The organism is Micromonospora sp. NPDC047812 (assembly GCF_040704175.1).
In the GTDB taxonomy this organism is placed as follows: Bacteria; Actinomycetota; Actinomycetes; order Mycobacteriales; family Micromonosporaceae; genus Micromonospora.
The window spans coordinates 926465-953419 of the sequence record NZ_JBEYRY010000001.1; the positions used below are offsets into that span (position 1 = coordinate 926465).

24 protein-coding genes, 1 tRNA gene and 1 pseudogene are annotated in these 26955 nt (G+C 73.3%); 12 read left to right on the forward strand and 14 right to left on the reverse strand.

Features of this window, described 5'->3' with window-relative positions; translation table 11 throughout:
- Entirely contained in the window at window positions 1–693 is a 693-nt protein-coding gene (locus AB0883_RS04190; protein WP_366640276.1) for a winged helix-turn-helix domain-containing protein, read from the forward strand.
- 301 nt (window positions 694–994) lie between these two features.
- A tRNA-Arg gene (locus tag AB0883_RS04195) sits at window positions 995–1069 on the forward strand.
- A gap of 372 nt (window positions 1070–1441) precedes the next feature.
- Here AB0883_RS04195 and AB0883_RS04200 read toward each other — a convergent pair.
- From AB0883_RS04200 to AB0883_RS04215, 4 genes and pseudogenes are all read right to left on the reverse strand, one after another.
- Window positions 1442–1960, reverse strand: a complete 519-nt coding sequence (locus AB0883_RS04200; protein WP_366639309.1) for a hypothetical protein — start codon at window positions 1958–1960, stop codon at window positions 1442–1444.
- Window positions 1961–2191: 231 nt separating this feature from the next.
- Window positions 2192–2695: a DUF1772 domain-containing protein gene (locus tag AB0883_RS04205; protein ID WP_366639311.1), complete on the reverse strand. Its 504-nt coding sequence runs from the start codon at window positions 2693–2695 to the stop codon at window positions 2192–2194.
- Window positions 2696–3040: 345 nt separating this feature from the next.
- A complete protein-coding gene (ligD, locus tag AB0883_RS04210; protein ID WP_366639312.1) occupies window positions 3041–4000 on the reverse strand; it encodes a non-homologous end-joining DNA ligase in 960 nt (319 codons plus the stop codon).
- Between the two features lie 34 nt (window positions 4001–4034).
- Window positions 4035–4199, reverse strand: a pseudogene (locus tag AB0883_RS04215) (isocitrate lyase/phosphoenolpyruvate mutase family protein); the annotation flags it as partial.
- A gap of 334 nt (window positions 4200–4533) precedes the next feature.
- Between AB0883_RS04215 and AB0883_RS04220 the strand changes: the two are divergent.
- Genes AB0883_RS04220 through AB0883_RS04230 form a run of 3 tightly spaced genes read left to right on the forward strand, consistent with a single transcriptional unit; the run spans window position 4534 to window position 7773 of the window.
- Complete coding sequence (locus tag AB0883_RS04220) at window positions 4534–4926, forward strand: helix-turn-helix domain-containing protein (protein ID WP_366640277.1); 393 nt, start codon at window positions 4534–4536, stop codon at window positions 4924–4926.
- 58 nt (window positions 4927–4984) lie between these two features.
- On the forward strand, window positions 4985–5530 hold the full coding sequence (locus AB0883_RS04225) for a helix-turn-helix domain-containing protein (RefSeq protein ID WP_366639314.1): 546 nt from the start codon (window positions 4985–4987) through the stop codon (window positions 5528–5530).
- Window positions 5531–5568: 38 nt separating this feature from the next.
- Window positions 5569–7773 carry an MMPL family transporter gene (locus AB0883_RS04230; RefSeq protein ID WP_366639316.1) on the forward strand — a complete coding sequence of 735 codons (2205 nt, stop codon included), beginning with the start codon at window positions 5569–5571 and terminating at the stop codon, window positions 7771–7773.
- A gap of 110 nt (window positions 7774–7883) precedes the next feature.
- Here the strand turns inward: AB0883_RS04230 and AB0883_RS04235 are convergent, their stop codons facing one another.
- Window positions 7884–9140 (reverse strand): erythromycin esterase family protein, encoded by a 1257-nt coding sequence (locus AB0883_RS04235; RefSeq protein ID WP_366639318.1) that lies wholly within the window; start codon window positions 9138–9140, stop codon window positions 7884–7886.
- Window positions 9141–9230: 90 nt separating this feature from the next.
- Between AB0883_RS04235 and AB0883_RS04240 the strand changes: the two genes are divergently transcribed.
- Window positions 9231–9422 (forward strand): DUF2795 domain-containing protein, encoded by a 192-nt coding sequence (locus AB0883_RS04240; protein ID WP_151456204.1) that lies wholly within the window; start codon window positions 9231–9233, stop codon window positions 9420–9422.
- Between the two features lie 3 nt (window positions 9423–9425).
- Here AB0883_RS04240 and erm read toward each other — a convergent pair whose 3' ends face one another.
- From erm to AB0883_RS04260, 4 genes are all read right to left on the reverse strand, one after another.
- Window positions 9426–10223, reverse strand: coding sequence for an ErmE/ErmH/ErmO/ErmR family 23S rRNA (adenine(2058)-N(6))-methyltransferase (gene erm, locus AB0883_RS04245; RefSeq protein WP_366639320.1), 798 nt, complete (start codon window positions 10221–10223; stop codon window positions 9426–9428).
- A 446-nt stretch (window positions 10224–10669) separates the two neighbouring features.
- Complete coding sequence (locus AB0883_RS04250; protein ID WP_366640279.1) at window positions 10670–11575, reverse strand: Gfo/Idh/MocA family oxidoreductase; 906 nt, start codon at window positions 11573–11575, stop codon at window positions 10670–10672.
- 247 nt (window positions 11576–11822) lie between these two features.
- Window positions 11823–13049, reverse strand: coding sequence for a glycosyltransferase (locus tag AB0883_RS04255; protein ID WP_366639321.1), 1227 nt, complete (start codon window positions 13047–13049; stop codon window positions 11823–11825).
- Between the two features lie 91 nt (window positions 13050–13140).
- A complete protein-coding gene (locus tag AB0883_RS04260; protein ID WP_366639323.1) occupies window positions 13141–14550 on the reverse strand; it encodes a glycosyltransferase in 1410 nt (469 codons plus the stop codon).
- A 303-nt stretch (window positions 14551–14853) separates the two neighbouring features.
- On the opposite strand from AB0883_RS04260, the gene AB0883_RS04265 reads away from it, so the two are divergent.
- Together AB0883_RS04265 and AB0883_RS04270 are read left to right on the forward strand one after the other, a co-directional pair.
- Entirely contained in the window at window positions 14854–15249 is a 396-nt protein-coding gene (locus AB0883_RS04265) for a hypothetical protein (RefSeq protein ID WP_366639324.1), read from the forward strand.
- A complete protein-coding gene (locus AB0883_RS04270; protein ID WP_366639326.1) occupies window positions 15242–15652 on the forward strand; it encodes a hypothetical protein in 411 nt (136 codons plus the stop codon). Before AB0883_RS04265 ends, AB0883_RS04270 begins: the two co-directional genes overlap by 8 nt.
- Before the next feature lie 120 nt (window positions 15653–15772).
- Here the strand turns inward: AB0883_RS04270 and fabG are convergent, their stop codons facing one another.
- Entirely contained in the window at window positions 15773–16531 is a 759-nt protein-coding gene (fabG, locus tag AB0883_RS04275) for a 3-oxoacyl-ACP reductase FabG (protein ID WP_121399631.1), read from the reverse strand.
- Window positions 16532–16643: 112 nt separating this feature from the next.
- Here fabG and AB0883_RS04280 point away from each other — a divergent pair, with 112 nt between their 5' ends.
- Window positions 16644–18230 (forward strand): mucoidy inhibitor MuiA family protein, encoded by a 1587-nt coding sequence (locus tag AB0883_RS04280; RefSeq protein WP_366639328.1) that lies wholly within the window; start codon window positions 16644–16646, stop codon window positions 18228–18230.
- A 4-nt stretch (window positions 18231–18234) separates the two neighbouring features.
- Here AB0883_RS04280 and AB0883_RS04285 read toward each other — a convergent pair whose 3' ends face one another.
- Both AB0883_RS04285 and AB0883_RS04290 read right to left on the reverse strand, forming a co-directional pair.
- The gene (locus AB0883_RS04285) at window positions 18235–19887 is read right to left on the reverse strand and encodes an alpha-amylase family protein (RefSeq protein ID WP_366639330.1); all 1653 of its coding nucleotides are present in this window, start codon (window positions 19885–19887) and stop codon (window positions 18235–18237) included.
- A 119-nt stretch (window positions 19888–20006) separates the two neighbouring features.
- Window positions 20007–21344 (reverse strand): M23 family metallopeptidase, encoded by a 1338-nt coding sequence (locus tag AB0883_RS04290; RefSeq protein WP_366639331.1) that lies wholly within the window; start codon window positions 21342–21344, stop codon window positions 20007–20009.
- 492 nt (window positions 21345–21836) lie between these two features.
- Between AB0883_RS04290 and AB0883_RS04295 the strand changes: the two genes are divergently transcribed.
- From AB0883_RS04295 to AB0883_RS04305, 3 genes are all read left to right on the forward strand, one after another.
- Window positions 21837–22373, forward strand: coding sequence for a hypothetical protein (locus AB0883_RS04295; RefSeq protein ID WP_366639332.1), 537 nt, complete (start codon window positions 21837–21839; stop codon window positions 22371–22373).
- 115 nt (window positions 22374–22488) lie between these two features.
- The gene (locus AB0883_RS04300; RefSeq protein ID WP_366639333.1) at window positions 22489–23091 is read left to right on the forward strand and encodes a DUF1349 domain-containing protein; all 603 of its coding nucleotides are present in this window, start codon (window positions 22489–22491) and stop codon (window positions 23089–23091) included.
- Window positions 23092–23176: 85 nt separating this feature from the next.
- Window positions 23177–23833 carry a DedA family protein gene (locus AB0883_RS04305; RefSeq protein WP_366639335.1) on the forward strand — a complete coding sequence of 219 codons (657 nt, stop codon included), beginning with the start codon at window positions 23177–23179 and terminating at the stop codon, window positions 23831–23833.
- Window positions 23834–23947: 114 nt separating this feature from the next.
- Here the strand turns inward: AB0883_RS04305 and AB0883_RS04310 are convergent, their stop codons facing one another.
- Both AB0883_RS04310 and AB0883_RS04315 read right to left on the reverse strand, forming a co-directional pair.
- Window positions 23948–25351, reverse strand: a complete 1404-nt coding sequence (locus tag AB0883_RS04310) for a cellulose binding domain-containing protein (RefSeq protein ID WP_366639337.1) — start codon at window positions 25349–25351, stop codon at window positions 23948–23950.
- A gap of 152 nt (window positions 25352–25503) precedes the next feature.
- Window positions 25504–26928, reverse strand: a complete 1425-nt coding sequence (locus AB0883_RS04315) for a carbohydrate-binding protein (RefSeq protein WP_366639338.1) — start codon at window positions 26926–26928, stop codon at window positions 25504–25506.
- Window positions 26929–26955: the final 27 nt, after the last annotated feature.

Sequence of the window (26955 nt, forward strand, 5' to 3'; positions counted from 1 at the left end):
GTGGGGGTTGCACTGAGAGACGCACGGCGTTCGGTCACCAGCTGGTGTCGGCGCCACACCATCGGCGGTGACGGGGCGGTGGCAGCCGTCCGTCGCGGACAGCGGCAGGGCGAGCCGGGAACGCTCAGCCGCGAACAGGAGCTCGAACTCATCGACGTCCTGCGGGGCGTCTACCCCGACGAGCTGGGCCTGGACGAGGAGCTGTGGACGCGGCAGAGCCTGCACGCCCTCATCCAGCACCGCTTCGCGGCACCCATGGACGCCGGGGCGGTCGGGGCGTACCTGCGGGCCTGGGGGTTGGGCCCACGGGAGCCCCGGGAACGGGCCTGCGGTCTCTGCGTCGGCGCGGTGGAGCGCTGGGTACGCAGCGAGTACCCGACCATCACCCGGGCGGCGCAGGAGCACCTCGCCGAGGTCTACTGGATCGGCCGCGTACGCCTGCGGGGCACGATGCCGGCGGCGGACGTCATCTCCGCCGTCTCCTCCCGCGGCCGGGTGCGCTTCATGATCACCACCCCGTCGGTCGACCCGCCGCTCCCCCGCGACTTCGTGCTGCGGCTCAGCGGCGAGGAGCAGCGGACCGTGCACCTGATCGTCGACGGCTCCTGGCCCCGCAACGAGTGGCCCCGGCGCCTGCCCCGCCGCATCGTGCTGCACCCGCTGCCGAGCTGCGGCCGCGCCGTCGCCGCCTGACCACCCACAGCGCTGGCGCCGCACCGTACGCCGGTTCCTCGGATGCGACGGCCCGCGCCGGGCCCGCCCGACCCGGCGCGACGGCCGAAGCGGCCGGCGGGCAACGACGAGTGGAACGCCATGGTCGCGTCGGACGACGGGACACAACCGTGAGGTTCCACTCGTGCCGCCCGAGGGCGTCCGCCCTCCCCTTGGAGCGGCGTGCGGCGCAGGCGGCACCGGGCAAGGCGACACGAGGGCAGGCACCGGATACCGATTCGGCGTTCCGGGGAGGCGTTTGCTAGTCTTCTCGAGTCGCTGAGCCCCCGTAGCTCAGGGGATAGAGCACCGCCCTCCGGAGGCGGGGGCGCAGGTTCGAATCCTGCCGGGGGCACCACGATGAGCACGATCAAAGGCCGCTGACCAGGGCAAGCCCAGGCAGCGGCCTTTGTCGTACGTTCGGCCACGTTCGGCTCTCAGCGGCCCGCGACGGGCGCCAGCGCAGTCGCGTGCCGAAGTTCGGCGCGGCCAGTCGTGACCGAGCGCCGAACGGGGACTTCAGCCGCCCGGACTCGCGGCGCGCGTGACCGCCGTGCGCGGGCCAGGATGGCGAAGCCGAGCTGGCCCGCCCCTCCCCGGAAGACGTGGACACCGACGGGGTGCGTCACCTGGCGTGGCCGAGCCGGATCATCAGGCGGGTGGCCGCGGAGCAGGTGCGGCGCGTACGGAAGCCATCGCAGCCACTGCACATCTGCTGGAGACTCCAGCTTCACTCGACAAGCTGGTCTCCCACGAAACGCATCCGCTTGACGATCTTTCCCTCCTTGCTTTTCTCATAACTGGAGTACTCTTTCTGCGGATCCGCGTCCGACCAATCTATCGCCGCAATGAGATCGTTCTTGTGGTGCTCCATCCGATCCGTGCTCAGGTAGCCCTCATCCGGCTGCCAGCTCCTCGGCAGGTCGTCGCTCTCCCGGTAGAAGTACATGTGGAAGAAGCGGGTCTTCCCCGCCGCCGCTTCGATTTCCCCCTCGACCGGATGCTGCTCGCCGTACCTCTCGACCAGTTCCTTCAGTTCCGTCAGATCCTCGGGTGGGTTCAGGATCATGTAGTGCTTCCTGACGGTCACGTGGTCTTCGTCCTTCTTGCCGAAGACCTCCTGCGTGTTCTGGATCTCGAAGATCCTGGTCTCCCCCGAATCCTCATTTCTTGTGCATCCGACCAGGATCAACGGGACGAGAAGCACGCCGACGATCAAGGTCAGGGTTCTCGCATGGGCTCTGATCACCAGATCCTCCTCAGAGCTGGACTGGCCGCAGCACGGCTGGCGGCGGAGCGGGCCGCAGCGGCGCGGGCTCGCCATGAACGCGAGGCGAGGGCAGCGCGATCATGAGCGGGAGACTACCTACTGGATCATGGCCGCCAGCAGAGGCCGTCGACCAGGAAACCTGGTCGACGGCCTCTCCTGTGCTCCGGCCGCCGCCCGGTCGGGACGGGCGGGAGGCGTCGGGCGGTTCCGTCAGGTCCGAGGGGCGGTCGCACGGGCCCAGCGCAGCAGCGCGGTGAAGGCCAACGCGGCGGTCACCGCCCCGCCCACCAGCCGCACCCGGTGCCCGGCGACGAACTCGGCCGCGACCTGACGCAGGTACTCCGGGGAGTGCGTGCCGACCGGGTCGACGAACATGATCTCGTTGCGCGGCCAGAAGAAGAAGACCGAGAACAGGAACTCGCAGGCGACGAAGACGACGGCCGCGCCGGCGATCCACCAGCGCAGCCGCCGGTCGCGCCAGGTCAGCACCGCCGCCGCGAGACAGGCGAGCACGACGGTCGCGCCGAGCGGCGGGAAGTAGTCACTCGGGCCCCCCGCCACCAGGAACTCGCGGGCCCGGTCCAGCGACGCCGGCGGGTCCCCGAAGATGTTCGGGTAGAGCATCACGGTCTCGGCGGCCACGCCGCCGAACGACATCATCGCCGTCCACACCAGAACGACGAGCACCGTCCAGGTCATCCTGTCGCGGGTCATTGGTCCTCCTGCCGATCCAGTCGACGCCGTGCCGGCGCCGTCCGCTGGGGTCGCCCCGGCGTCGTCCGCTGGGTCGTCGTCGACGCTAGGTCGGCCGCCACCGCCCGTCTGCCGTCCGACGGCGCGAACGCGGGGTCGCCTCCGGGCGTACGACGGCGCGGACCGGTCGCCCGCCCGCGCGGTCGGGCGTCGCCTCCCGACGTAGCCCGAGGTGGCCGACGGGCATGGTGGAGGGGCGACCCACGGCAGGCGACGGGGCCGGCAGGCTACGGAGGGCCGACAGCGACAGGCCGACGGGGTGGCCGGCGGCAGGCGACGGAGGGGGCCGAAGGCGGTGCGCGTACGTCAGTCGGCGGCGCGGCGGGCGCGGGCCCGGCGCTTGCCCTCGTGCATGGCCTGCACGCGGGCGATGGGGATGGTGTGCCCCTCGGCGACCAGGTCCGCCGGGAGCGGCTGCGGCGCGGGCAGCCGCTCGGCCCAGGGGTCGCGCCCGGCGATCAGCGCCGGGGCGGTGCGGATGGTGAAGTCCGCCGGGGTCACGTCGCCCAGGTCGGCCCAGTCGACCGGGAAGGAGACCGGCACGCCCTGCCGCAGCCGGGGACTGTAGGTGGCCACCACGGTCGCCCCGCCGGCCCGGGTCGAGTCGACGAACACCTTGCCGCCCCGGTCCTCGCGGATGAAGGCGGTGGTGGCCAGCGCCGGGTCCAGCCGTTCGGCCCGGGCCGCCACCGCCCGGGTCGCGGCGGCCACGTCCTCCACCGTGGCGCCCTCCGCGACCGGTACGAAGACGTGCACGCCCTTGGCCCCGCTGGTCTTGACCGCACCGGCGAGCCCCGCGTCGGCGAGCGCCTGCCGGACCAGCCGCGCGGCGGCCACCGCCAGCGCGAAGGAGTCCCCGTCCGGCGGATCGAGGTCCAGCACCAGGTGGGTGGGGCGGTGCAGGTCGTCGACCGTGGCCAGGGTGGGGTGGTACTCCACCGCGCGCTGGTTCGCGAACCAGAGCAGGGTGCGCCGGTCGTCGCAGAGCGCGTACGAGATCTCGCGGTGCGACGCCTCCGCCCAGACCTTCGTGCGGGACACCCAGTCCGGGGTGTACTTCGGCAGGTTCTTCTGCATGAACGGCGGCTGCCCCGGCCGGACCCGGATCACCGACAGCGGCCGGCCCCGCAGCTGCGGCAGGATCCGCTCGTGCACCGCGTCGAGGTAGTCGACCAGGTCCCGCTTGGTCGCGTCGGCACCGTCGAACAACGGCTGGTCGAGGTTGGTCAGCGACACCCCGTCCCGGGTCTCGTCAGCGCCAGTCATCCGACCACCTTCGCGGCCCGGGGGCCGGCGGTCAACCGGACGCGGCGGAGCGAACCGCGGCGAACGGGACGGCCGGGAAGCCGGCGGCGGCGACCTGGCGGGCGGAGCCGGCGTCCCAGGCGTTGGGCAGGATGAGCGGGCCACCGGGCCGGTGCAGCGTGCGCAGCGCCGCCGCCCGGTCGGCGACATCGTCGGTCATTCGCCCGATTCTCGACGGGCCGGGGCCCGGCTCTAAGCTCCAATCCCGTACCGATGGACTGGCCGCACCCGGCGCCGACCCGCATCCCGAGCCGGGCGCCTCGGCCGACCCCGGGCCGATTCCTCGGCCGACCGCCGGACGGGCTGGGGCGGGTGTTGCGCGTCGCGATCCGGGACGAGCCGCCTCGCCTTGTCGCCGAGGGCGGCGGAGCGTGAGGAGGCACTGCGTGTCCCAGCGGAACAGCGATGTCACCGACGGGCGGGAGCCCTCGGCGTGCGGGGCGGTCGACGCGCCCTCCGCCCCCGGCCAGGCCGAGGCGTGCACGGTCCGCGAGGTGCTCGACCGGGTCGGCGGCAAGTGGAGCGTCGGCATCCTCCTGGCCGCCTGCCAGGGCCCGGTGCGCTTCACGGAGCTGGAGCGCCGCGTGGCGGGGATCAGCCGCCGGATGCTCACCCTGACCCTGCGCAACCTGGAACGCGACGGGCTGCTGCACCGGAGGGTCCATCCGACCGTCCCGCCGAGGGTGGAGTACACCGCCACCCCGATCGCGCTGGAACTCCACGAGTCGCTGGTGGCCCTGACGGACTGGGCGGAGCGGCACCGCAGCGCGATCGCCGACTCCCGGGCCGCGTACGACCGGGGCACGGCGCGGCCGACGGGGCGCTCCCGCACGTCCCGGAGGGGTAAACCTCGACCGCGTGTGGGGAACGCCACGCCCTCGATCTGACCGATCGGTCAGGGTCTGACCGATCGGTCAGGCATGCTGGTCGGGGAGGTGGACCGGCATGGCGCGGATGGTTCCGGAGACGCACGACGAGATCCTTTCGGCGGCGGCCCGACGCTTCGCGACGACCGGCTACCGGGGCACCTCGTTGCAGGACATCGCCCGCGAGGTGGGCTGCTCCAAGGCGGCGGTGCTCTACCACTTCGCCAACAAGGAGGCCATCCTCACCGAGCTGATGGCCCCGGCGATCGACGTCCTCCGGGCGCTCGACGAGCGGATCTCCGCGCATCGCGGCGCGGACGCCCAGCGGGTCGCCGCCGAGGGCTTCGTCGACCTCGCGGTCCGTTTCCGTCGCGAGATCGCCCTGCTCCGGGGCGAGTTCCCGGAGCTGCTCAAGCAGCCCGCCTTCGCGCACATCCAGCGGATCTCCGAGCGACTGGTCGACGCGCTCGCCGGCCACCCGGCACGCCCGTCCGCCCGGATCGCGGCGCTGGTGCTGCTCGCCGGCATCTCCGAGACCTGCGGGGAGTTCGCCGACGTACCCGACGAGGAGCTGCGCGCCGCCCTGCTGGCACTCGCCCGGCGGGCACTGGAGCCCGTCGACTGATCCGTACCCAACCATCCACGACCGAGGACAAGGAACTCATGGCCACCCTGCTCTACCGGCTCGGCCGGGGCTCGATGCGCCGGCGGCGACTCGTCGCGGCGATCTGGCTCGTCGTACTCGTCGGCCTCGGCCTCGCCGCCGCGACCCTGCGCGGTCCGATAGCCGACAACTTCACCATGCCCGGCACGGAGTCGCAGCGCGCCCTGGACCTGCTCGCCGAGCAGTTCCCGGCGGCGAGTGGCGCGACCGGCACGATCGCGGTCAAGGCGCCGGCCGACGGCACGCTCGCCGGCCCGCAGGGGCAGGCCGTGGTGAAGGAACTCACCCAGGAGGCCGCCACGCTGCCCGGCGTCGTCGGCGCCGTCGACCCGTTCCAGGTGGGGGCGGTCTCCCCGGACGGCCGGTACGCGCTGGTCCAGGTCCAGTTCGCCACCGGCGCCGACGAGGTGACCGACGCCCAGCGCGACGCGTACGAGAAGGTCGGCGAGCGGGCCGAGGCCCAGGGCTGGAAGGTCGCGCCCGGCGGCGAGGTGCTCAGCAGCGTGCCGGAGGTCGGCTCGACCGAGGCGATCGGTGTGGCGGTCGCCGCGATCGTCCTGGTGGTCACCTTCGGTTCGCTGGTGGCGGCCGGGATGACGATGCTCAACGCGCTGATCGGCGTGGGCGTCGGCATGGCGGGTCTGTTCGCGATCAGCAGCGTGGTCGACCTGAGCAGCACCGCGCCGATCCTCGCCCTGATGCTCGGCCTCGCGGTCGGCATCGACTACTCGCTCTTCATCACCTCCCGCTACCGGCAGAACCTGATGGAGGGGCTGCCACCGGACGAGGCGGTGGGCCGCGCGGTCGGCACCGCCGGCTCGGCCGTGGTCTTCGCCGGCGCCACCGTGGTCATCGCGCTGGCCGGGCTGGCCGTGGTGAACATCCCGTTCCTGACGGTGATGGGTCTGGCCGCCGCCGGCACGGTCACCGTCGCGGTGCTGGTCGCGATCACGCTCCAGCCGGCCCTGCTCGGCTTCGCCGGCCGCCGGGTGCTGCCCCGCAAGCTGCGCACCACCGTGCCGGCCGGGGATCGGGCGGCCGACGCCGCCGACGCGGGCACCCCGCCGGCCGAGGACCGGTCGGGCTTCGGGTTCCGCTGGGCGCACCTCGTCACCCGGTTCCGGGTGCCGGTCATCCTGGTCGGGCTGATCGGGCTGGGGCTGCTCGCGCTGCCCGCGCCCGACATGCGGCTGGCGCTGCCCGACGCGGGCACCGCGCCGGTCGGCTCGGCCGCCCGGGAGTCGAACGACGTGATCACCGAGGGCTTCGGGCCGGGCTTCACCGGCCGGCTCGCGGTGGTGGTCGCCGGGGAGACCCCGGAGGCGACCACGGCCGCCATCCCGCAGGTCACCGCGCTGGTCCAGCGCACCGAGAACGTCCTCGCGGTGGCCCCGCCGCAGCTCAGCCCGGACGGCCGCACCGCGCTGCTCGGGGTGGTGCCGAAGACCGGCCCGACCGAGGAGGCCACCGAGACCGTGGTCAACGACGTCCGCGCGGCGGTGGGCGAGTTCCGCGACGTCGACGTGCTGCTGACCGGGGCGACCGCGATCGGCATCGACGTCTCCGAGAAGCTCTCCGACGCCCTGCCGGTCTACCTGCTGCTGGTGGTGGGCCTCTCGGTGCTGCTGCTGATGCTGGTCTTCCGCTCGCTGCTGGTGCCGGTCAAGGCCGCGCTGGGCTTCCTGCTCACCGTCGCCGCCACCTTCGGCATCACCGTGGCGGTGTTCCAGCAGGGCCACCTCGCCGACATGGTCGGCCTGGACACGCCCGGCCCGCTGGTCAGCTTCCTGCCGATCCTGCTGATCGGCATCCTGTTCGGCCTGGCGATGGACTACGAGGTCTTCCTGGTCTCCCGGATGCGGGAGGACTTCGTGCACGGTGACACCGCGCAGCAGGCGACCATCAACGGGATGGGGCACGGCGCCCGGGTGGTGACCGCCGCCGCGCTGATCATGATCTCGGTGTTCGGCGGCTTCGTGTTCCTCGACGACCCGGTCATCAAGTCGATGGGCTTCGCGCTCGCCATCGGCGTGGCCATCGACGCGTTCGTGGTCCGGATGACCATCGTGCCGGCCGTGATGTCGCTGCTCGGCAAGCGGGCCTGGTGGCTCCCCCGTTGGCTGGACAAGATCCTGCCCAACGTCGACATCGAGGGCGAGGGCCTGCGCGCCCACCTGGACGACAGGTCCCCCGCCCACACCTGACCCGGCACCGCTCGGTCGATCATGCAGTCGTGGTGCCCCGCACAACCGGTGGAACCGGTCGGAACGGGCACCACGACTGCATGATCAGCGGAATCGGAGCGGGGCGCGGGTCAGACGCCGGCCGGGTAGGTCTCCATCTCGCCCGGGGTGGTCAGGGCCGGGAGGGGGTGCAGGGCCGTCGTCTCGTCGCACCAGACGAAGGCGTCGTAGCGCTCCCCCAGCCGGGTCGGCACGTAGTTGCCCCACGACTCGAAGGAGGGGTCGTAGACCACCCCGATCGCCCGGTGGTCGGCGGTCCCGGTGACCCAGCCGGGCTGGTCGTCGCCGCCGAAGACCAGCACGGCCCGCTCGGGCATCAGCTCGTGCAGCCGGTGCTCGACCGAGCCGGGGCGGGCCGGCGGCACCACCATCGCCTCGGCCGGCGAACCCCAGCGGGGCGCGGCGATCACCGTGCCCCGGTAGCCGCCGAAGCCGACCAGGACCACCTCGTCGGCGCCGTGCCGCTCGCGGGCCAGCTGGCCGATGTTGACCATCCCGTCGCCGGCCATGTCGGTGGCCCGCGCGTCGCCGACGTGCGTGTTGTGCGCCCAGACGACGCCCCGCGCGCCGGGGCCGTAGCGCTCCAGCAACCGGTCCAGGGTGTCCGCCATGTGCGTGTCCCGGATGTTCCACGACTCCGGCCCGCCGCGCACCATCGACCGGTAGTAGCGCTCCGCGCCGGCCACCACCTCCGCGTTCTGCCAGGCCGAGAAGCTGTCCGGGCCGTCCCCGGCGGCCTGTTCGCGGGTACGCGCCAACAGCCGCACGACCTCCTCCTCGCAGCGGGCGGAGACGAACCGGCTCGCCATGCCGTACTCCTCGACCCGCTTGCCGTACGGCTCGAAGCAGCGGTACGCGTCCTGCGCCGCCTCCAGCGATCCCGGGTCCTCCTCGCCGAGGTAGTCGAAGATCGCCTGCATGGACTCCCACAGGCTGTAGACGTCCAGGCCGTGGAAGCCGGCCCGGGCGTCCCGGGGCCGCTCCACGTTCCACGCCCGCAACCAGGAGCAGAAGCGGGCCACCTCGGCGTTCGCCCACATCCAGGTCGGCCAGCGCTCGAAGCGCTCCAGCGCGACGCGCGGGTCGGCGGCTCCACCGGGTGCGGCGGTCACCGAGCGGTGCACCCGGTCGCAGTCGGGCCAGTCCCCCTCCACGGCCACGAAGGAGAACCCGCACTCGGCGATCAGCCGGCGGGTGAGCTGTTCGCGCAGCCGGTAGTAGTCGTGGTTGCCGTGCGTCGCCTCGCCGATCATCACGATCCGGGCGTCCCGGACGCGCTCCAGCAACGGGTCGAAGTCGCTCGGCGCGCCGAGCCGCTGAACCAGCATGCCGGCGGCTACCCGGCGCGCCGCCGGGGCAAACCGCCGATCGTCGATCGGCGGGCGTGTGCCGGCGGGCTGAGCGGGTAGCCCGCCGGCATGACCGTCACCGGCGTGCAGTTGCAGGAGTACCTGGCCGGGCTCGACTACCCGGTCTCCCGGGAGGACCTCATCCGCTGGGGCCAGGAGAACGGGGTCAGCACGGCGATGCTCCAGACGCTCCGGGCGCTGCCGGCGGAGGAGTTCGACTCCCCCGCCGAGCTGAGCGAGGCCCTGAACACGCTGGCCTGACCCTCAGCGGGCGTGCAGCAGCCGGAACAGCACCAGCCACTGCTCGGGCCAGACGTGCCCGACCGGGGTGGCCGGGTCGAGCCGGGTCGCCCGCAGCGCCGCCGCCAGCCGCGCCCGCGGGTGGTGCCGGGCCAGCGAGGCCGCGAGCGAGCCGCCGACCCCGTCGAAGCCGAACTCCACCATCCGGCGGTACGCGGGCAGCGCCGACGCGGCCAGCAGCGGCTCCGGCCGCCGCTCGACGCGCAGGATGCCGGCGTCCACCCTCGGCACGGGGCGGAACGCGGTGCGGGGCACCCGCCCGGCGAGCCGCCAGCCGAACTCCGGCCAGGTCAGCACGGTCAGCCTGGTCCACCGGCCGTAGTCGCCGCTGCGCCGGCGGGCGTACTCCAACTGGGTGAGCAGGGTCGCGGCGCGCAGACCGGGCGCGGCCAGGCACCACCGCACCACGGCCGAGGTCAGCGACCACGGGATGTTGCCGACCACGTCGAACTCCTCAGGTGGCGGCGTGACGGTGAGGAAATCGACCTGCCGGTGCGTCACGTTCGGCAGGGCCGCGCAGACCCTGGCCAGTTCGACTCCGGCGGCCGGGTCCACCTCGTACGCCGTCAGGTGCCGGCAGCGGGCCGCGAGCGGCCGGGTGAGCTGGCCCCGGCCGGCACCCACCTCCAGCAGGAGCCGGTCGGGCCCGGGGCGGGCGGCGTGCACCATCCGGGCGATGGCGGCCGGGTCGGCGAGGAAGTTCTGGGAGAGTACGCGACGGGACCGGTCGCGTTCGGTTGCTCGGGTACGGCGAGGCGCCACGGGTCGTCGTCCTGTCTGTCGCCGGGCGGCGACGGAGCGGACAGGCAGCCGCGAGCGGGGCCTGTCCGGGTGGTCCGGGGACTCGGACGGCCCTGTGCGGGACGCGGAACGCGGGATCGGCGGCGCACGGCGTGGCGCCACGTCGGGGGCGACTACCGGGGTGGCGCCGACGGGCGGCACTCAGCCCCGGGACGGCACCCGGAGGCGTGGCGGGGGCGGCGTCGCGCCCGGGAGTGCCGGGGCGGGGGCGCCGCGTGTGCGGTGCGGGGTCAGTCGCGGGTCGCGCCGGCCAGGGCCGGACGCCGGACTCGCAGGCGGGCCGCCAGCAGCGACCCGAGGGCGGCCGGCGTACCGACCCCCTCGATCAGAGCGTGCGCGGACATGCGGCGACCCTAGCCGCGCCCGTCCCCGGGAGGCGACCGCTTTTCCGCCTCCGCGCTGCGCCCTCAGCCCGGCAGGTCGACGGTGCGGCCCTCGGCGCGGGCGGTCTCGGCGGCGGCGAGCACGGCGACGACCTCGCGGCCGAAACGCACGTCGCAGCGGTGGTCCCGGGTGCCCGAGCCGATCTCCTCCAGCAACTGGTCGATCGCCACCCCGAACGCGGTCGCCGAGTCGCCCTCACCGGCCGGAACGCTCTCGACGCCGTTCTCGCCGTAGAAGACGAACTCCCGGCTCACCGCCTCCTGCGGGGCGTCCAGGGTCAGCGACACCGTGCTGGTCGCACCCCCGTCGTGGCTGAGGAGCAGGTGGACGAGCCCACGCGGCCCGTCCATGGCCGCGACGCGGGTGACCCGGCCGAGCACCGGCAGGATGAGCGACAGCGCGTGCGGGCCGATGTCCCACAGCGCGCCGTGCTCCCGCCGCCAGGGCGAGGCCCCGTAGGGGCTGCCGGGCTGGAAGATGGAGCCGTACCGGATCGCCTTGGCGGTGTGCCACCCGCCGACGGCCGCCGTCGAGGCGAGGAAACCGGCGACGTCCGGCTGGTAGCGGCCGGTGAAGAAGACCACCGAGGCGACGCCCGCCGCCTGCGCGGCGTCGACCACCCGGTCGGCGTCGGCGACGCTCAACGCGAGCGGCTTGTCCAGCAGCAGGTGCCGGCCGGCGGTGGCCGCGCGGACCGCGATGCCGGCCTGGACGTCCGGCGGAAGGGCCACGGCGACCGCGTCGCAGGCGTCGATCAGCGCGTCGGCGTCGTCGAACGCCGGCACCCCGTAGCGCTCGGCCAGGGCGGCGGCCTTGCGCGGGTCCCGGCCCCACACGCCGGCGAACGCGACCCCCGGGTGGGCGTGCAGCGCCGCAGCGTGCGTCTCCGCCGCCCAGTGACCGGTGCCGAACAACCCGAACCGCACCACGAGCACCTCCACCGTCGTCGTCACACCACGGTACCCGCGGCCACGGGCCGCGCCGGGCCCTGTGCCGGATGTCGCCGGCGCGTCCGTCCTTCCGGGACCGGCCGTCGCGGTAGCGGCTGGTTCGACCTCCCGCCTCCCCGCCCCGATGCCGCCCGGCCGGCGCGTGCCCGCTCACCTTCACCCGCTGGTCGTCGCGGACGATCCCCGGTGACCGGGTGCTGCGGACGATCCGGCGGTGACCGGGTGCTCAGGCCCGCAGGGTGGCGGTCAACCGCTCCGCGGCGGCCTGGGCTCCGTCGGTGCTGATGGCGGCGGCGAACGCGCGGGCGCGGGCGGCGGTCTCGGGCCGCAACGCGGCGCTGAGAGCCTCGGTCAGCGACTCGACGGTCGGCACCGCGCCGGGGTGTGCGCCGCCGAGGCCGAGCGCGGAGACGCGTCGCGCGAAGTAGTGCTGGTCGTAGACCTGCGGGATGACGACCTGCGGGGTCCCGGCCCGCGCGGCCGTGGTCGTGGTGCCCGAGCCGCCGTGGTGGACCACCGCGGCCACCTCCCTGAACAGCGCCTGCTGGTTCACCTCGCCGACGACCAGGCAGTCGGGCGCCCGGCCGGCCATCGAGAGGGGTGCCCAGCCCCGGGAGACGACCAGGCGGCAGCCGACCGCGCGCACCGCCTGGATGGCCGTCTCCAGCACGCCCGGGGGTGCGGCGACACTGCCGAATCCGACGTAGACGCACGGCTTGTCGCTGGCGTTCAGGAAGGTCGTCAGCTCGGCCGGCAGGGCCCGCTCGTCCGGCAGCAGCCAGGCGCCCGGTTGGTAGACGGCCGGGTCGGCGGTGTCCGGCCAGGGCGCCAGCGTCCGGTCGGCCGCCAGCCACGGCTGGTCGGTGTGGATGTGGTCGCTGACGTCGTCGACCGGGACCAGTCCCATCGTCGCCCGGAGGGCGTTGAGCGGCCCGCCGAAGGTGTCGTTGACGTGCCGCTGGTTGGCGGCCCACAGCTCGCGGTTGTCGGCCGAGGCGGGCGCGGGCACCTCCCCGAGGGCCGGCAGCGGTAGCGGAGGGTGGTGCGGTGAGGGAAGGGCCGCCGGGCAGAACGCCGTGAAGACGTACGGTATGCCCCGCTTCTCCGCCACGGTGCGGGCGGCGATCTGGAGGCCGGTCGACGCCACGATGGCGTCACAGTCCCGGGCCGCCGTCGACAGCACCTCGAACTGGATGCCGACGGAGGACTCGGCCAGCTGACGCACCTGCGCCGGCGAGGGGCGGGGCACGGCGGCCCGTGGCCTGGGCGCCGCCGACCTGCGCCAGGGCGGGCCGACGGGCACGAAGGGAATCTTGAAGTTGGCCACCCACCGGGCGAAGTCCGGTGGGGCGCAGAGGCGAACCTGCAGACCGAGTGTCCTCAACCGCGATGCCAACGCCACCAGTGGTTGGACGTCGCCGCGCGACCCGAGGGTCGACAACAGTACGCGCATGATGCTCGCCTTTCCGTCTGTAGCGGCGGATCCGGGCGCGATGGAGCGAGCCGGGACCCGGCACGTCGGGTCCGGCCGCACCGTCGATCTGCTACCCCGTCGGAGGGCGGCCCGGCGCCATTGCCGTGGGTCGCGCCCTGGTGGTCACCTGGCCGGGCACCCGGCGCGCGGCGCCGGTCACGGGCTGGCGTGCCCGCAGCGTCAACACGTCGCCGAGCCCCTCGACCGCGCGCAGCTCGGCCGCGTACTCGGCGGCCTGTGCCTGGCGCAGGTAGTCCAGCGTCTGCGGGTCCGCAACGCACATCCCCGGCGTCGCGTCGGCGGTGGCGACCAGGTGGACCTCGCCGGCCAGCTGCACCGAGGCGGAGATGAACTGGCAGAGCTCCGGCCACAGCAGGTACCGCCAGAAGTCGACGCTGACCACCGCGTCCAGACTGCCCGCCGGCATGGGCGGGGCGACGCCGAGCAGGTGGAAGTTGGTCGGACCGATGGGTGCGGAGTAGTCGAAGGTGAGCGCGGTGGCGGGCAGCCTCGCCTCGGCGCGGCCGGTGCCGATCCAGAGCGCCCTGGGTCCCCGCAACTTGCCGGCGAGGCGCGCGGCGGCGGGCCCGATGGCGCAGGCCGACCGCTCGACGCACTCGTCGACGAGCGACCGGTAGTACAGGATCCGCCGGACCGCCTCGTATCCCATGACCGCGGTGAGGAACTCCCACTCCAGGCAGGGGTACAACTTGGCGGCCTGCTGGAAGTTGGCCTTCATCTCCATCCAGTTGCGGGTGATGTTCTTGTGGTGCGGCAGGTGGACGACCCTGGCCTCGTCGTCGTAGCCGAAGTTGACGCCGTCCGGCAGGCTCTGGTCCACGCGGTAGAACAGCTCGACGTCCTCCACGCCGTAGCTGAGACCGAACGCCTCGCGGTAGCCGCCGACCTTCGCGAAGAGCGAGGTGGGGAGCGAGATGTTGTGCGTGTAGGCGATCACCCAGCCGGCCCGGAGCCAGTCGCCGCCGTCGTCCGGGAGTCCCGTCGCGAAGCGCAGGTCGCCACCGTGCGGGAAGCTACGCGCGATCGTGTCCGACTCCCCGGCCAGCACGGCGGGGAGGTCCGCGAGGCCGATCTCGTCCCGCCGGCCGATGAGCACCGCCGCGTTGCCGGGCGTGCTGTGCCACGTCAGGTGCCTCTCCAACAGGTCGGGCACGGCCCACGAGTCGGCGTCGAGGAAGACGAGCACGGGCGCGGTGGCGTGCCGCGCCCCTTCGTTGCGGGCGACGGAGCGGCCCTTGCGCCGGGGGAGTTCCACCATCCGCAGGCGGAGACCGGCGCCTTCGGCGAGAGCCTCGGCGTACCTGTCGGACGAACCACCGTCCCGGACCACGATCACTTCGAAGCGTTCCGGCGGCAGCGTCTGCCGGGTCAGCGCCCGCAGGGTCAGCGCGAGGCACTGCGGATCCTGGTACGTCGGCATCACCACGCTCAGCGCCGGGGGGATGGTGGGCAAGGACATGGGGATCCTCTCCGTCAGACGAACGTGCCGTCGGAGGTGGCGACGATGACGAGAGAATAACGTTCCGCAATATTCTGCTTACCGGTGAGTAGGGGTCGATAGGGGTACCCCACTGTCCTTTGACGACATTCGTCGCCGCCTCGGCCGGGCTCGCTCCCACGCCCGCCGGTCCGACGCCGTCGGACCCCCGGGAGCAGGGCCGGGCCGACGGCCGGCCCCTGAGGAGGGGACGGCGGGTGACGGGGTGTACTACGCGGGTTAGTAGGCTGTGCCGGTGACCGAACCACGCCCCGGACGGCCCCGATGACCAGCGCAGCGTCGGCGGGTTCGCCGGTGGACGGGCTTCTCGCGACCGCCTCGATCGTGCTGTCGCTCCTCGTCGCCGCCTGGGCGCTGGTGGCGACGCTGCGGCACCGCGCGCCGGACCGGGCGCAGTTCGCCGGCCTGGCCGTGCTGGAGGTGGCGCTGCTCGTGCTGGCCGCGGTGGCGCTGGTCGCCCTCGGCGACGGCGAGCGGCCGGACGAGCCGGGCGCCTTCTTCGGCTACCTCGCGACGCTGGTCTGCCTGCCGCCGCTGGCCTGGGTGCTGGCCCGGATGGAGCCGACGCGCTGGGGCTCGGCGATCGTCTGCGCGGTCTGCCTGGTCACCCCGGTGGTCGTCGTACGGCTCCAGCAGACCTGGGAGGTGCTGGGTGGCTGACGTACGCGCCCCGGAGGCGAAGCGGACCAACGCCGGCCCGGGACGGCTGCTAATCGCGGTCTACCTGCTCTTCGCGATCGCCGCGACGAGCCGCGCCGGCCTCCAGATCGCCACGAAGTTCGACGAGGCACCCGTGGCGTACCTGCTCTCGGCCCTCGCCGCGGCCATCTACATCGTCGCGGCGGTGGGGCTGGCCCGCGCCGGCGCCGCCGGCCGCCGCGTGGCGCTCGCGTGCTGCGCCGTGGAGCTGGTCGGGGTGCTGGGCGTCGGGGCCCTCAGCCTCGCCGACCCGGAGCTCTTCCCCGACGAGACGGTCTGGTCGCGGTTCGGCAGCGGGTACGGCTACATCCCGCTGGTCCTGCCGGTGCTCGGCCTGCTCTGGCTCTGGCGCACCCGCCCCTGACAGCCCCCGCCCCACCCGCACCGGAGAACGGGCGCGATCATGCAGTCGTGGTGCCCGTGATGACCGGATTCGCCGGCCCTGCGGGGCACCACAACTGCATGATCGACGTTCCCGGACGGGTCAGGACTTGGGGCCGCCGGCCACGTAGATGACCTGGCCGGAGACGAACGAGGCGCCCTCGCTGGCCAGGAACGAGATGGTGTGCGCGACGTCCTCGGGGCGGCCGACCCGGCGTACCGCGATCTCCGACTCGGCGTGCTTCTGGAGCGCCTCGAAGTCGACCTTCATCCGGGCGGCGGTGGCGGCGGTCATGTCGGTGACGATGAAGCCGGGCGCGACCGCGTTGACGGTCACCCCGAACGGGCCCAGCTCGATGGCGAGGGTCTTGGTGAAGCCCTGGAGGCCGGCCTTCGCCGCGGCGTAGTTCGCCTGGCCCCGGTTGCCCAGCGCCGAGGTGCTGGACAGGTTGACGATCCGGCCCCACTTCGCCTCGACCATGTGCTTCTGGGCGGCCTGGCTGAACAGGAACGCGCCGCGCAGGTGCACCCCCATGACCGTGTCCCAGTCGGTGTCGGTCATCTTGAACAGCAGGTTGTCGCGGAGCACGCCGGCGTTGTTGACCAGCACCGTCGGGGCGCCCAGCTCGGCGGCGACCCGCTCCACGGCCGCCTCGACCTGGGCCCGGTCGGACACGTCCGCGCCGACGCCGAGCGCCCGGCCGCCGGCCGCCGCGACGGCGTCCACGGTCTCCTTCGTCGCCGACTCCTCGATGTCGACCACGGCGACCGCGAGGCCGTCGGCCGCCAGCCGCCGGGCGGTGGCCGCCCCGATCCCCCGCGCCGCGCCCGTGACGATGGCGACCCGCTGCTCCTCCGACATGCCTACCTCCCGGTAACTTACGCTCGATCGAAGGAGCTTAACCCAGCCGTACGCCGACGCCGGTCCCGCGCGGGACGCCGCTCACGAGCATCGCCCGGCTACTCTCGCCGCCGTGGAGGCAGTGGAGATCGAAGCACCCGTCGTCGGTGTCACCGTCTATCCGGACCGCGCCCGGGTCACCCGCCGGGGCAGCATCCGGCTGGCCGCCGGCGAGCACCGCGTACGCGTCGCACCGTTGCCGCTGGGCCTGCGGCGGGACTCGCTGCGGGTCGGCGGCCGGGGCGCGGCCACCGTGCTCGGCGTGGACGTCACGACGTGGCGGCAGGCGCGCAGCACCGACGGGCAGGTTCGCGAGCTGGAGCAGCGGAGCCGGGAGCTGGCCGACGAGCTGGTCGAGGTCGACGACGCGGGCGAGGTCGAGACGCAGCGGGGGCAGTTCCTCACCCGGCTGGCCGACCGGGCCGGCGGCACGTACGCCCGCGCGCTGGCCTCCGGTGACGCCGCCCCGACCGACGTGGCCGCCTTCGCCGACTCGGTGGCCGGTCAGCTCGCCGACTCCCAGCGCCGCCGTCGCGCGTTGGACCGGCGGCGTACCGACCTGACCGAGGAGCTGGCAGCCGTCAAGCGGCAGCTCGACGCCACGCGCGGCAAGCGGAAACCGGACCAGCTGGTCGCCGAGGTGACCGTGTCGGTGGACGCCGACGACGCCGAGTTGGACCTGGAGCTGAGCTACCTGGTCGACGGGGCCCGCTGGCAGCCCTCCTACGACCTGCGGCTGGTCGACGACACCATGACCGTCACCTGGTTCGGGCTGGTCAGCCAGGACACCGGCGAGGACTGGCCGGAGTGCGTTCTCGAACTCTCGACGGCCCGGCCGGCGGCGGCGACCCGCGTACCCGAACTGTCGCCCTGGTACCTCGACCGGGTCCGGCCGGTGCCGCCGCCGATGCCGATGGCGCCGGCGAGCTTCGGCGCGATGCCGGCGCCCGCGGCCCCCGGCGCGGCGCCCGCCGGCGCGGTCGCCCGGTCCGCCCCGCCGCGCCCCGAGATGCGCGAGAGCGTCGCCACCGTCGAGCAGGGGGTCACGGCGGCCACCTACCGGCCGGCGCGCCCGGTCGCGGTGCCGGCGGACGGCAGCGCCCACCGGGCCACCATCGCCGTGCTGGAGCTGCCGGCCCGGTTGGACCACGTGACCGTGCCGGTCCGCGCGGCCGAGGCGCACCTGCGGGCGACGGTCCGCAACACCTCGTCGCACACGCTGCTCCCCGGCCCGGCGGCGGTCTTCCACGGCGCCGACTTCGTCGCGGCCACCCGGCTGCCGGTGTGGGCGCCCGGCGAGGAGACCGAGCTGGCGCTCGGGGTGGACGACCGGGTACGGGTGGAACGGAAGCTGGGCCGGCGCGCCGACACCCGGGCCACGCTCGGCTCGACCCGGCGCCGGGACGTGGAGTACCGGATCAGCGTGGCCAACCACACGCCCCGGCCGGCGAGCGTGGAGGTGCGCGACCAGCTGCCGGTGTCCCGCGACGAGGCGGTGGTCGTGCGGGAGTCCACCCTCGTCCCGCCCCCGGCCGAGCGCACGGAGCTGGGCGAGCTGACCTGGCGGCTGCGGCTCGGGCCGGGGGAGAGCGGCGAGATCACCCTGGGCTTCCGGGTGGAGCTGGCCAAGGGGGTCGAACTGGCCGGCTGGCGGGAGTGACCGGTCAGAGGCCACGACCACGGCAGAGGCGGATCCACCGGTAGCCGTAGCCGGCGACCTTCAGGCGGTCCAGCTTGCCGACCTCGCCGTAGTTGCGGTCGGCGAGGACGTCGATGGGCAGGTCCGCCTCCGGCTCCAGCATGCTGAGGTCCACCTCGGCGTCGGTGGTGCCGAGGTTGTGCACGAAGACCATCGTGCCGGTCCGCCCGTCGGCCCGGTGCGCCAGCACTCCCGGCGGCATCGCCACGTCGATGTGGGTGGTCGAGCCCGAGCCCACCTCGGGGGCCTCGCGGAGCGTACGGATCATCCGCTCGAACCAGGCGAGCAGCGACTTCTGGTCGCTGCGCTGGGCGGTCACGTTCACCTTCTCGTACGAGTAGTCGCCCTTGTCGATCACCGGGCGGACGAGCTTCTCCGGGTCGGCGGTGGAGAAGCCGGCGTTCGGCTGGAACGACCACTGCATCGGGGTGCGGATCGCCTCCCGGCCGGGCAGCGACAGGTCCTCCCCCATGCCGATCTCCTCGCCGTAGCGCAGCACGGGCGTGCCGCGCAGCGAGAACTGCAACGCGTACGCCAGCTCGATGCGGCGGCGGTCGTTGCCGAGCATCGGGGCGAGCCGGCGGCGGATGCCCCGGTCGTAGATGCGCATGTTCTCGTCGGGGCCGAACTCCGCGTACACCTGGTTGCGCTGCTCGGCGGTGAGCCGGGAGAGGTCGATCTCGTCGTGGTTGCGCAGGAAGGTGGCCCACTGCCCGCCCTCGGGCAGCGCCGGGGTGTCCCGCAGCGCCTCGATGATCGGCTCCGGGTCCTGCCGGGCCAGGGCCAGCATCAGCCGCCCGTTGAGCATGAAGTCGAAGAGCATGTGCAGGCGGTTCCCCGAGCCGCCGCTGTCGGCGAAGAAGGTCGGCAGCTGGTCGGGCTCGACGTTGGCCTCCGCGAGCAGGACGGCGTCGCCCCGGCGCCACTGCACGTGCTGGCGCAGCTCGGTGAGGAACTCGAAGTCCTTCGGCGAGTTCGGGTTGCCCGGCTCGGTCAGCTCGATGATGAACGGCACCGCGTCCATCCGGAAGCCGGAGACCCCGAGCTGGAGCCAGAACGAGACGATCTTCTTGATCTCCTCACGGACCGCGGGGTTCGTGAAGTTCAGGTCCGGCTGGAACTTGTAGAACCGGTGGTAGTACCAGGACTTGGCGGTGCGGTCGTAGGTCCACGTCTCGTGCTGCTCGCCGGGGAAGACCATGCCCTGGTGCCGGTCGGCCGGCTCGTGGTCGGACCAGACGTACCAGTCCCGGTACGGCGAGTCCGGCGAGGAGCGGGCGGACTGGAACCAGGGGTGCTCGTTCGAGGTGTGGTTGACGACCAGGTCGATGATCACCCGGATGCCGCGGTTCTGCGCCTGGTGCAGCAGCTCCGCGAAGTCGCCGAGGGTGCCGAAGCGCGGGTCGACGTTGTAGAAGTCGGTCGCGTCGTAGCCGTCGTCCCGGTTGGGTGACGGGTGGATGGGGTGCAGCCAGAGGCAGGTCACGCCCAGCCGGGCGAGGTAGTCCAGCCGGCCGATGAGCCCCCGGATGTCACCGACCCCGTCGCCGTCGGAGTCCGCGTACGTGTCGATGTCGAGGCAGTAGACGACCGCCTCCGAGTACCACCTGTCAGCCATGCCTGGCTAATGTCTCCGATCCCGGCTTCCCGCAAACACCGGGGCCCGGCGCTCCGAGGTCCGGCCGGGCGGTGCGGGCACGCCCTCGCCCGCACCGCCCGGCCGGCGGCTGCGGCCCGTCAGGTGGTGATGTCGATGTCGCCGACCTGCCCGCCGCCGGCCATCGTGAGCCACCCGGCGTAGACGCCCTGCTTGGCGAAGAAGTTCCCGCCGCCGACGAACGCGAACCAGTCGTCGCCGCTGACCGCGACATCGCTGACCTGCCCACCCTCGGCCAGGGTGAGCCACCCGCCCTGGATGCCGTCCTTGGCGTAGAAGTTGCCGCCCTGCGCCCAGCCGATCCGATTGCCGGCGAGCACCACCTTCGTCGCACCACCGGAGTTCACCGCCTGCCACGACGAGTACGCGCCGTCCTTCGCGTACAACACCCCCGCCGAGTTGACGAACGCGAACCGGTTGCCGCTGACCGCGATGTCGCGCACCTGCCCGCCGCCGGCCATGGTCAGCCATCCGCCATTGATGCCGTCCTTGGCGAGGAAGTTGCCGTCCTGCACCCAGCCGATCCAGTTGCCGGCGAGCACCACCTTCGTCGCACCACCGGAGTTCACCGCCTGCCACGACGAGTACGCGCCGTCCTTCGCGTACAACACCCCCGCCGAATTGACGAACGCGAACCGGTTGCCACTGACCGCGATGTCACGCACCTGCCCGCCCCCGGCGAGCGTGAGCCACTGCCCGTAGACGCCCTCCTTGGCATAGAAGTTGCCGCCCTGCACCCAGCCGATCCAGTTGCCGGCGAGCACCACCTTCGTCGCACCACCGGCATTGACCGCCTGCCACGACGAGTACGCGCCGTCCTTCGCGTACAACACCCCCGCCGAGTTCACGAAGGCGAACCGGTCCGGAGCTGAGCCGGGCGGCGTCAGGTCCGGGAACGGAAGGTTGATCGGCGCGCCCTTGGTGACCGTGCCGCCGCAGGTGTAGGCCGGGGCGATGTTCTGGACCGCGCCGTTGCGCCGGATCTCGAAGTGCAGGTGCGGGCCGGTCGAGTTGCCGGTGCTGCCGACGTACCCGAGCACCTGCCCCTGCCCGACCTGCTGCCCGAGCGCGACCGCCGCCGGCTGCACCATGTGCAGATAGCGGGTCTGATAGCCGCCGGCGTGCGAGAGCGTCACCGAGTTGCCCCCGCCGGAGGTCCAACCGGCGAACGCGACCGTGCCCGGATAGGCGGCCCCGATCGCCATCCCGGCGTTCCCCGCGATGTCCACCCCGTAGTGATCGCTGTCGGTGGCACCGCACCTGTTCGACAACACCCCGGTGACCCGCCCACCCACCGGCTGGACCATCGCCCCGGTCTGCGCGGACGCCGGCTGCGCCGGCACGAGCACAAGTCCGCACAGGACCGCCGCGGCCACCATCAGCGCCCGCAGCCGCCTACCCGCTGTCTCCTTGGTCACGCCACGCCTCGCGATCTCATCGGCATCGATATGCAACTGCGGAGACAAGATAGACGAGGGGATTGCTGGTGTCCTCCCGCACCGGGTCAGTGCCAGCACGGCGCCCGCGCCGCAACCGACGTCGGCGATCCGCCCCGGCCGCCCGTGCTCGCGCACCGCGTCCCTCCTGCGCTGCGCGGCGTCGCTGAACGCCTCGGCGTACGTCCGGTAGTCGCGGGTGGCGGTCAGTCCGCCCCCCGTCGCCGACCACCGGGTCGTTCATCATCGAACGGACCAGCCAGGGCGGCGAGATCGGCGGCGGGCAGCCCCCGCAAGGGCCGGTGCCATCGAGCGGCTGAGGGCCAGGAACCCCGGCGCGAGCGCTGACCGCTCCCGTTCCGGGCCGGCCGCTACATTGAAGACATCAGCACTCAACGATCTGGGCGCAGTCAGTCTGGAAGCGGCCCCGCGCCGCGCAAGCCGGACTGGGCCGCGGTGGGCGCGGTTGCCGGTGTGGCGGCCACCGTGCTCGCTCTGCTCACGTACGTGCTGCCACGGGAGCCCTCCGTGGCGCCGCCGGCCTCGGCAACCGGAGCGGGGCCGTCAGCGGGCCGCCATCCGACCACGCCGGGCCACACCACACCCGACCAGACCACGCCGGAGCCGCCGACCGCGCCCGATCCGGACGCGACGACGCCCCGCCCCACCACCAGGACGCCGCGGACGCCCGCCCCGGGGCGACTGCCGTCGTTGGCGCCGCTGCCACCCGCCGGCTGCGAGGAAGCGCTCGCGGTCGTCGACCGGTTCTACCGGACCTCGGGTTCCACCAGGCAGAGCCGGGAGGCCGCAGCCACGACGGCGTACCAGGGCATGATGGGCGCGACTCTGCACGCCCAGGGCGGCGTCTACCAGGCCACGGTGGCACTGTCGAAGGACTTCTCGGAGCTGCGCTTCGTCCTGTCGGGCATGGTCTCCGACGACTACGACGCGGTGCAGGCCAGAACGGACCGCGACGCCCAGACCCTCCGGAGCGTCTGCGACGCCGGCTGACGGCTCCGCCACGGCGGGCACCGGACGCCCGCCCCGGCCGACGGCCCACGCCAACCACCGACACGACCGGGCCCGCGACGGCGTACAGGTAGGCCACGGCGGTACGGTCGCCGGCATGGGTGACGCGGAGCGGCCGGTCGACTGGGCCGAGGGTGAGTGGTGGAACGAGCCGGTGCTGGTCGAGGGCGGGCCGGCGGGCGAGCTGCTGGTGCAGCCGGCCGAGGGCAGCGACCTGTGGCGGCACACGTCCTACGGCTTCGTCCACGACGACGCCCCGGCGCTGCTCGCGCCGCTGCCCGTCGGCGAGGCCGTGGAGGTGGCCTTCGTCCTCGACTACGGCGAGCAGTTCGACCAGGCCGGCGTGCTGGTGCGGGTGGACGAACGGAACTGGGTCAAGGCCGGGGTGGAGGTCAGCGACGGCCAGCCACAGGTCGGTGCGGTGGTGACCCGGGAGGTCTCCGACTGGTCGGTCGCCCCCGTGCCGATGTGGGCCGGGCGGGAGGTGACCGTCCGGGTCAGCCGCGACCGGGACGCGCTCACCGTACGGGCCCGGTCCGGCGACGAGCCGTGGCGGCTGGTCCGGCTCGCCCCGCTGGCCCCGGAGGCGGTGGCGGCGGCCGGGCCGTACTGCTGCTCCCCCACCCGGGCGGGCCTGCGGGTCCGGTTCACCGGCTGGCGGCGCGGGCCGGCCGACGCGGCGCTGCACCCGGAGGGCTGAACCGGGTGGCCCGACTCACGGGCAGGTGTGGCGGCCGGGGCACGGGGTAGAGAAATCTGATCCGGACCCGGCCGAAAGGATCGCGATGGCACTCGCCGAGAACGTCGACCCGACCGAACTCGGCGGCCTGACCGGGTGGGTGGCGGGGGTGATCGACGCCGCCGGTGCCGTCGGGGTGGCCCTGCTGGTCGCCCTGGAGAGCATCATCCCGCCGATCCCGAGCGAGATCGTGCTGGCGATGGCCGGCTACCTGGCCAGCGAGGGACGGTTCAACGTCGTCCTGGTGGGGCTCGCCGCCACCGCCGGTTCCCTGGGCGGGGCGCTCGTCCTCTACTGGCTGGGCGCGGCTGCCGGCGAGGACCGGCTCAAGCGCTGGCTCGACCGGCTGCCCCTGGTCGACCTCAACGACCTGGAGAAGGCCGACCGCTGGTTCGAGCGGCACGGCCGGTGGGCGGTGCTCTTCGGCCGGATGATGCCGGTGGTACGCAGCCTGATCTCCATCCCCGCCGGGGCCAACCGGATGCCGCTGCCGGAGTTCATCGCGTTCACCACGCTGGGCAGCGGCATCTGGAACGCGCTCTTCGTCGGCCTGGGGTACGCGCTCGGCTCCCGCTGGCAGCAGATCGAGCAGTACAGCAAGTGGTTCGACTACGGCATCATCGCCGTCTTCGTGGTGATGATCGCCTGGTGGGTGATCAAGAAGACCCGTCGCCGCCGCGCCCACGCCGACGCCACCCCCTGACTCCCCCTCCCCGCCCACCGACCCCGTCGATCATGCAGTTGTGGTGCCGGGGCTGACCGCGTACGCGGCTTCTGTGGACCACCACAACTGCATGATCGACCCTGGTCTCGTGGGTCAGGGGAGGGTGTCGAGGTGGGGGGCCACCGTGCGGGCGAAGGTGTTGCCGTTGCTCACGTCCCAGTTGACCGACCAGGTCATCGCGCCGCGGATGCCCGGGTAGGTGCGCGGCGGGCGGAAGCTGCCGCAGTTGGTGCCTCGGGCCAGGCAGTCCAGCGCCGCGTTCACCACGCTGGGCGCGACGATGCCGCCGCCGGCCGCGCCGGGACCGGCCGGCAGGCCGAGGCCGACCTGGTCCGGGCGGAGCCCGGCCTCCAGCTGGATGCAGGCCAGCGCGACGATGAAGTTCACCGTCCCCTGGGCGTACGCGGCGTTGCGGTCGCAGCCGAGCATCGCACCCGAGTTGTAGAACTGGGTGTTCACGACGGTGAGGATGTCCTTGATGTCGAGCGCCAGCTTGAAGTAGCTGGTCTCCGGGGACTGCATGTCGATCGTCTGCGGGGCCATCGCGATGATCAGCCCGGAGCCCACCTTGGCCCGCAGCGAGCGCAGCGCCTGGGCCATGTAGGTCGGGTTGAGCCCGTTCTCCAGGTCGATGTCGACGCCGTCGAAGCCGTACCGCTGGATCAGCGCGTGGACGCTGTCGCTGAACGCGGCGGCGGAGGCGGCGTCGTTGACCGCGACCCGGCCCGTCTCGCCGCCGACCGAGATGATGACCTTCTTGCCCCGGGACTGGAGGGTGCGTACGTCGGCGGAGAAGTCGGCGTCGGTGTAGCCGCCGAGCGCGGTCGACAGGCCGGGGTCGATGGCGAAGGTGACCTGGCCGGGGGTGGCGGTGGCCTCGGCGAAGGCGACCGCGACGACGTCGTACTCGGCCGGGACGTCACGCAGCCGCAGCTCGACCGCCGGGTTGTCGAAGTTGTGCCAGTACCCGGTGAGGATGTGCTTCGGCAGGCCGGTGTTCGGCGGCGGGCTCGTCGGAGGCGGCGTGGTCGGGGGCGGCGTGGTGGGGGGTGCGGTCGTCGGGGGTGCGGTGGTGGGCGGCGCGGTGGTGGGGTTGGTGCCGCCGCCGCACGCCGTGCCGTTGAGCTGGCAGTTGGTGGGCGCGCCCGGCCCGGAGCCGAGGAAGCCGAACGAGACCGAGGCGCCCGGGGCGAGGCGACCGTTCCAGGACCGGTTGGTGAAGGTGTGCCGCTGGCCCGACGAGGTCAGCAGCGCGTCCCAGTAGCTGCCGAGGGTGGTGCCGGCCGGCAGGTCGAAGGCGACGGTCCAGCCGTCGACCGTGGACCCGCCACCGTTCGTGATCGTGTACTTCCCCTCCCAGCCCGAGCCCCAGTCGGACGTCTTGACGAAGCTGGCGGTCACCCCGGCGGCGAACGCGGGCATCGCCACCCACACCGCACCGAGCGCCGCCACCACGGCTGTGACCAGCGAGAACACCAGAGATCTGGATCGTTTCACGACACCCTCCACACCCGGACGCCATCCACCGGCATCAACATTGACGCCCATTATTAGGAGTGTTAACTGTTTCTGTCCAGAGCGGGCGGGCGGGAGCCCCCGGCGACTGCCGGGGGCTCCACGGGGCTCAGGGCCCGAAGAGGGTTCAGGGTTCAGCGGCGGAAGGTGAACCAGTTGACGTTGACAAAGTCGGCGGGCTGTCCGCTGCTGAAGGTCAGGTAGACCGTCCGGCGGCCGGTCGGGCCGGCGACGTTGCCGGGGACCGAGCGCCAGCTCTGCCAGCCGCCGGTGTTCCCGATCGCGAAGCTGCCGATCGGCGGGCTGGTCGGGCTGTCCAGCCGCACCTCCACCAGCCCGCTGGCCCCGCCTGCCGCGCCGGAGGCGACGCGGGCGACGAAGTCGCGTGGCGGGGTGGCCCCGAACTCGACGTTGTCGAACCGCACCCAGTCGCCGTTGCGCAGCGCGCCGATGTTCTGCCCACCCTCGGCGCACGCCTCGACGAGCACCCCGTTCTGCGCGTCGAACGACTCCGCCTGGATCGTCGCGTACGCGTCCCGCACCCCGCCGGGCGGCGGGGTCGTCGGCGGCGGGGTCGTGGGCGGCGGCGTGCTGCCGCCGCCCCGGCTGTACACCGCCACGTAGTCGACCAGCATCGGCCGGCCGGGGACGGTGGCGGCGGTCGGCGTGGCGCCACCGGCCACCCCGTTCGGGAAGGCCCCGCCCATCGCCACGTTGAGCAGCAGGAAGTAGCCGGCGTGGCTGGTCATCTGCGACCAGTACGGCTCGCCGACCCGGGACTGGCTCACGGAGTGGTAGAGCTGGCCGTCGACGTACCAGCGCAGCTGCTGCGGGCTGGCCGAGGCGTCCCACTCGAACCGGTAGGTGTGGAACGCCGACTGGCAGGTGCTGCCGGGGCAGGCCCGGGACGCGCCGATGCCGTTGAACTCGTCGCACGGCCCGCCCGGGGCGACCCCGCAGTGCAGCACGCCCCAGACCGAGTTGAGGCCGTTGACGTTCTCCATCACGTCGAACTCGCCGATGCCCGGCCAGTTCTGGTAGTTGCCCCGGTAGGGCGAGCCGAGGGCCCAGAACGCCGGCCAGTAGCCGGACGCCTGGGCCCCGGTGACGTTCGGCATCTGGATCCGGCCCTCGATGGCCAGCACGCCGCCGGACGGCGGCTTGAAGTTGCTGCGTACGGTCTCGATGCGGGCCGAGGTCCAGCCGCCCGAGGCGTCGCGCAGCGGGGTGATCCGCAGGTTGCCGCCGCCGTCGTGGCTGACGTTGGCGGTGCTGTTCGTGTAGGTCTGGATCTCGCCGGTGCCCCAGTTGGGCGGGCCGCCCGGGTAGCTGGTGCCGGTGTCGATGATCCAGTTGCTCGCGGACGGCAGCGTGCCGGCCGCGCCGGTGAAGTCGTCGCTCCACACCAGGCTCCAGCCGGACGGGGGCGGCGGCACGGCGGCGTTCGCGGTCACGGTCGTGCCGACCAGTGCGGTCGCGGCGGCGGTGAGGAGGGTCAACGCCAGGGTCAGCCGGCGTCGCGGGGGCTGGGCGGCGGGCGCCGCCGGGGCAGGTGTCATTGACGTGCCTCTCTGCGGGAACGGTCG

Coding starts and splice junctions, on each gene's coding strand:
- AB0883_RS04205 (WP_366639311.1), bottom strand. CDS start 2,695: ATGACCCGCGACAGGATGACCTGGACGGTGCTCGTCGTTCTGGTGTGG.
- AB0883_RS04225 (WP_366639314.1), top strand. CDS start 4,985: ATGGCGCGGATGGTTCCGGAGACGCACGACGAGATCCTTTCGGCGGCG.
- AB0883_RS04300 (WP_366639333.1), top strand. CDS start 22,489: ATGGGTGACGCGGAGCGGCCGGTCGACTGGGCCGAGGGTGAGTGGTGG.
- AB0883_RS04315 (WP_366639338.1), bottom strand. CDS start 26,928: ATGACACCTGCCCCGGCGGCGCCCGCCGCCCAGCCCCCGCGACGCCGG.
- AB0883_RS04235 (WP_366639318.1), bottom strand. CDS start 9,140: ATGCTGGTTCAGCGGCTCGGCGCGCCGAGCGACTTCGACCCGTTGCTG.
- AB0883_RS04285 (WP_366639330.1), bottom strand. CDS start 19,887: ATGGCTGACAGGTGGTACTCGGAGGCGGTCGTCTACTGCCTCGACATC.
- ligD (WP_366639312.1), bottom strand. CDS start 4,000: ATGACTGGCGCTGACGAGACCCGGGACGGGGTGTCGCTGACCAACCTC.
- AB0883_RS04255 (WP_366639321.1), bottom strand. CDS start 13,049: ATGCGCGTACTGTTGTCGACCCTCGGGTCGCGCGGCGACGTCCAACCA.
- AB0883_RS04240 (WP_151456204.1), top strand. CDS start 9,231: ATGACCGTCACCGGCGTGCAGTTGCAGGAGTACCTGGCCGGGCTCGAC.
- fabG (WP_121399631.1), bottom strand. CDS start 16,531: ATGTCGGAGGAGCAGCGGGTCGCCATCGTCACGGGCGCGGCGCGGGGG.
- AB0883_RS04260 (WP_366639323.1), bottom strand. CDS start 14,550: ATGTCCTTGCCCACCATCCCCCCGGCGCTGAGCGTGGTGATGCCGACG.
- AB0883_RS04230 (WP_366639316.1), top strand. CDS start 5,569: ATGGCCACCCTGCTCTACCGGCTCGGCCGGGGCTCGATGCGCCGGCGG.
- AB0883_RS04305 (WP_366639335.1), top strand. CDS start 23,177: ATGGCACTCGCCGAGAACGTCGACCCGACCGAACTCGGCGGCCTGACC.
- AB0883_RS04265 (WP_366639324.1), top strand. CDS start 14,854: ATGACCAGCGCAGCGTCGGCGGGTTCGCCGGTGGACGGGCTTCTCGCG.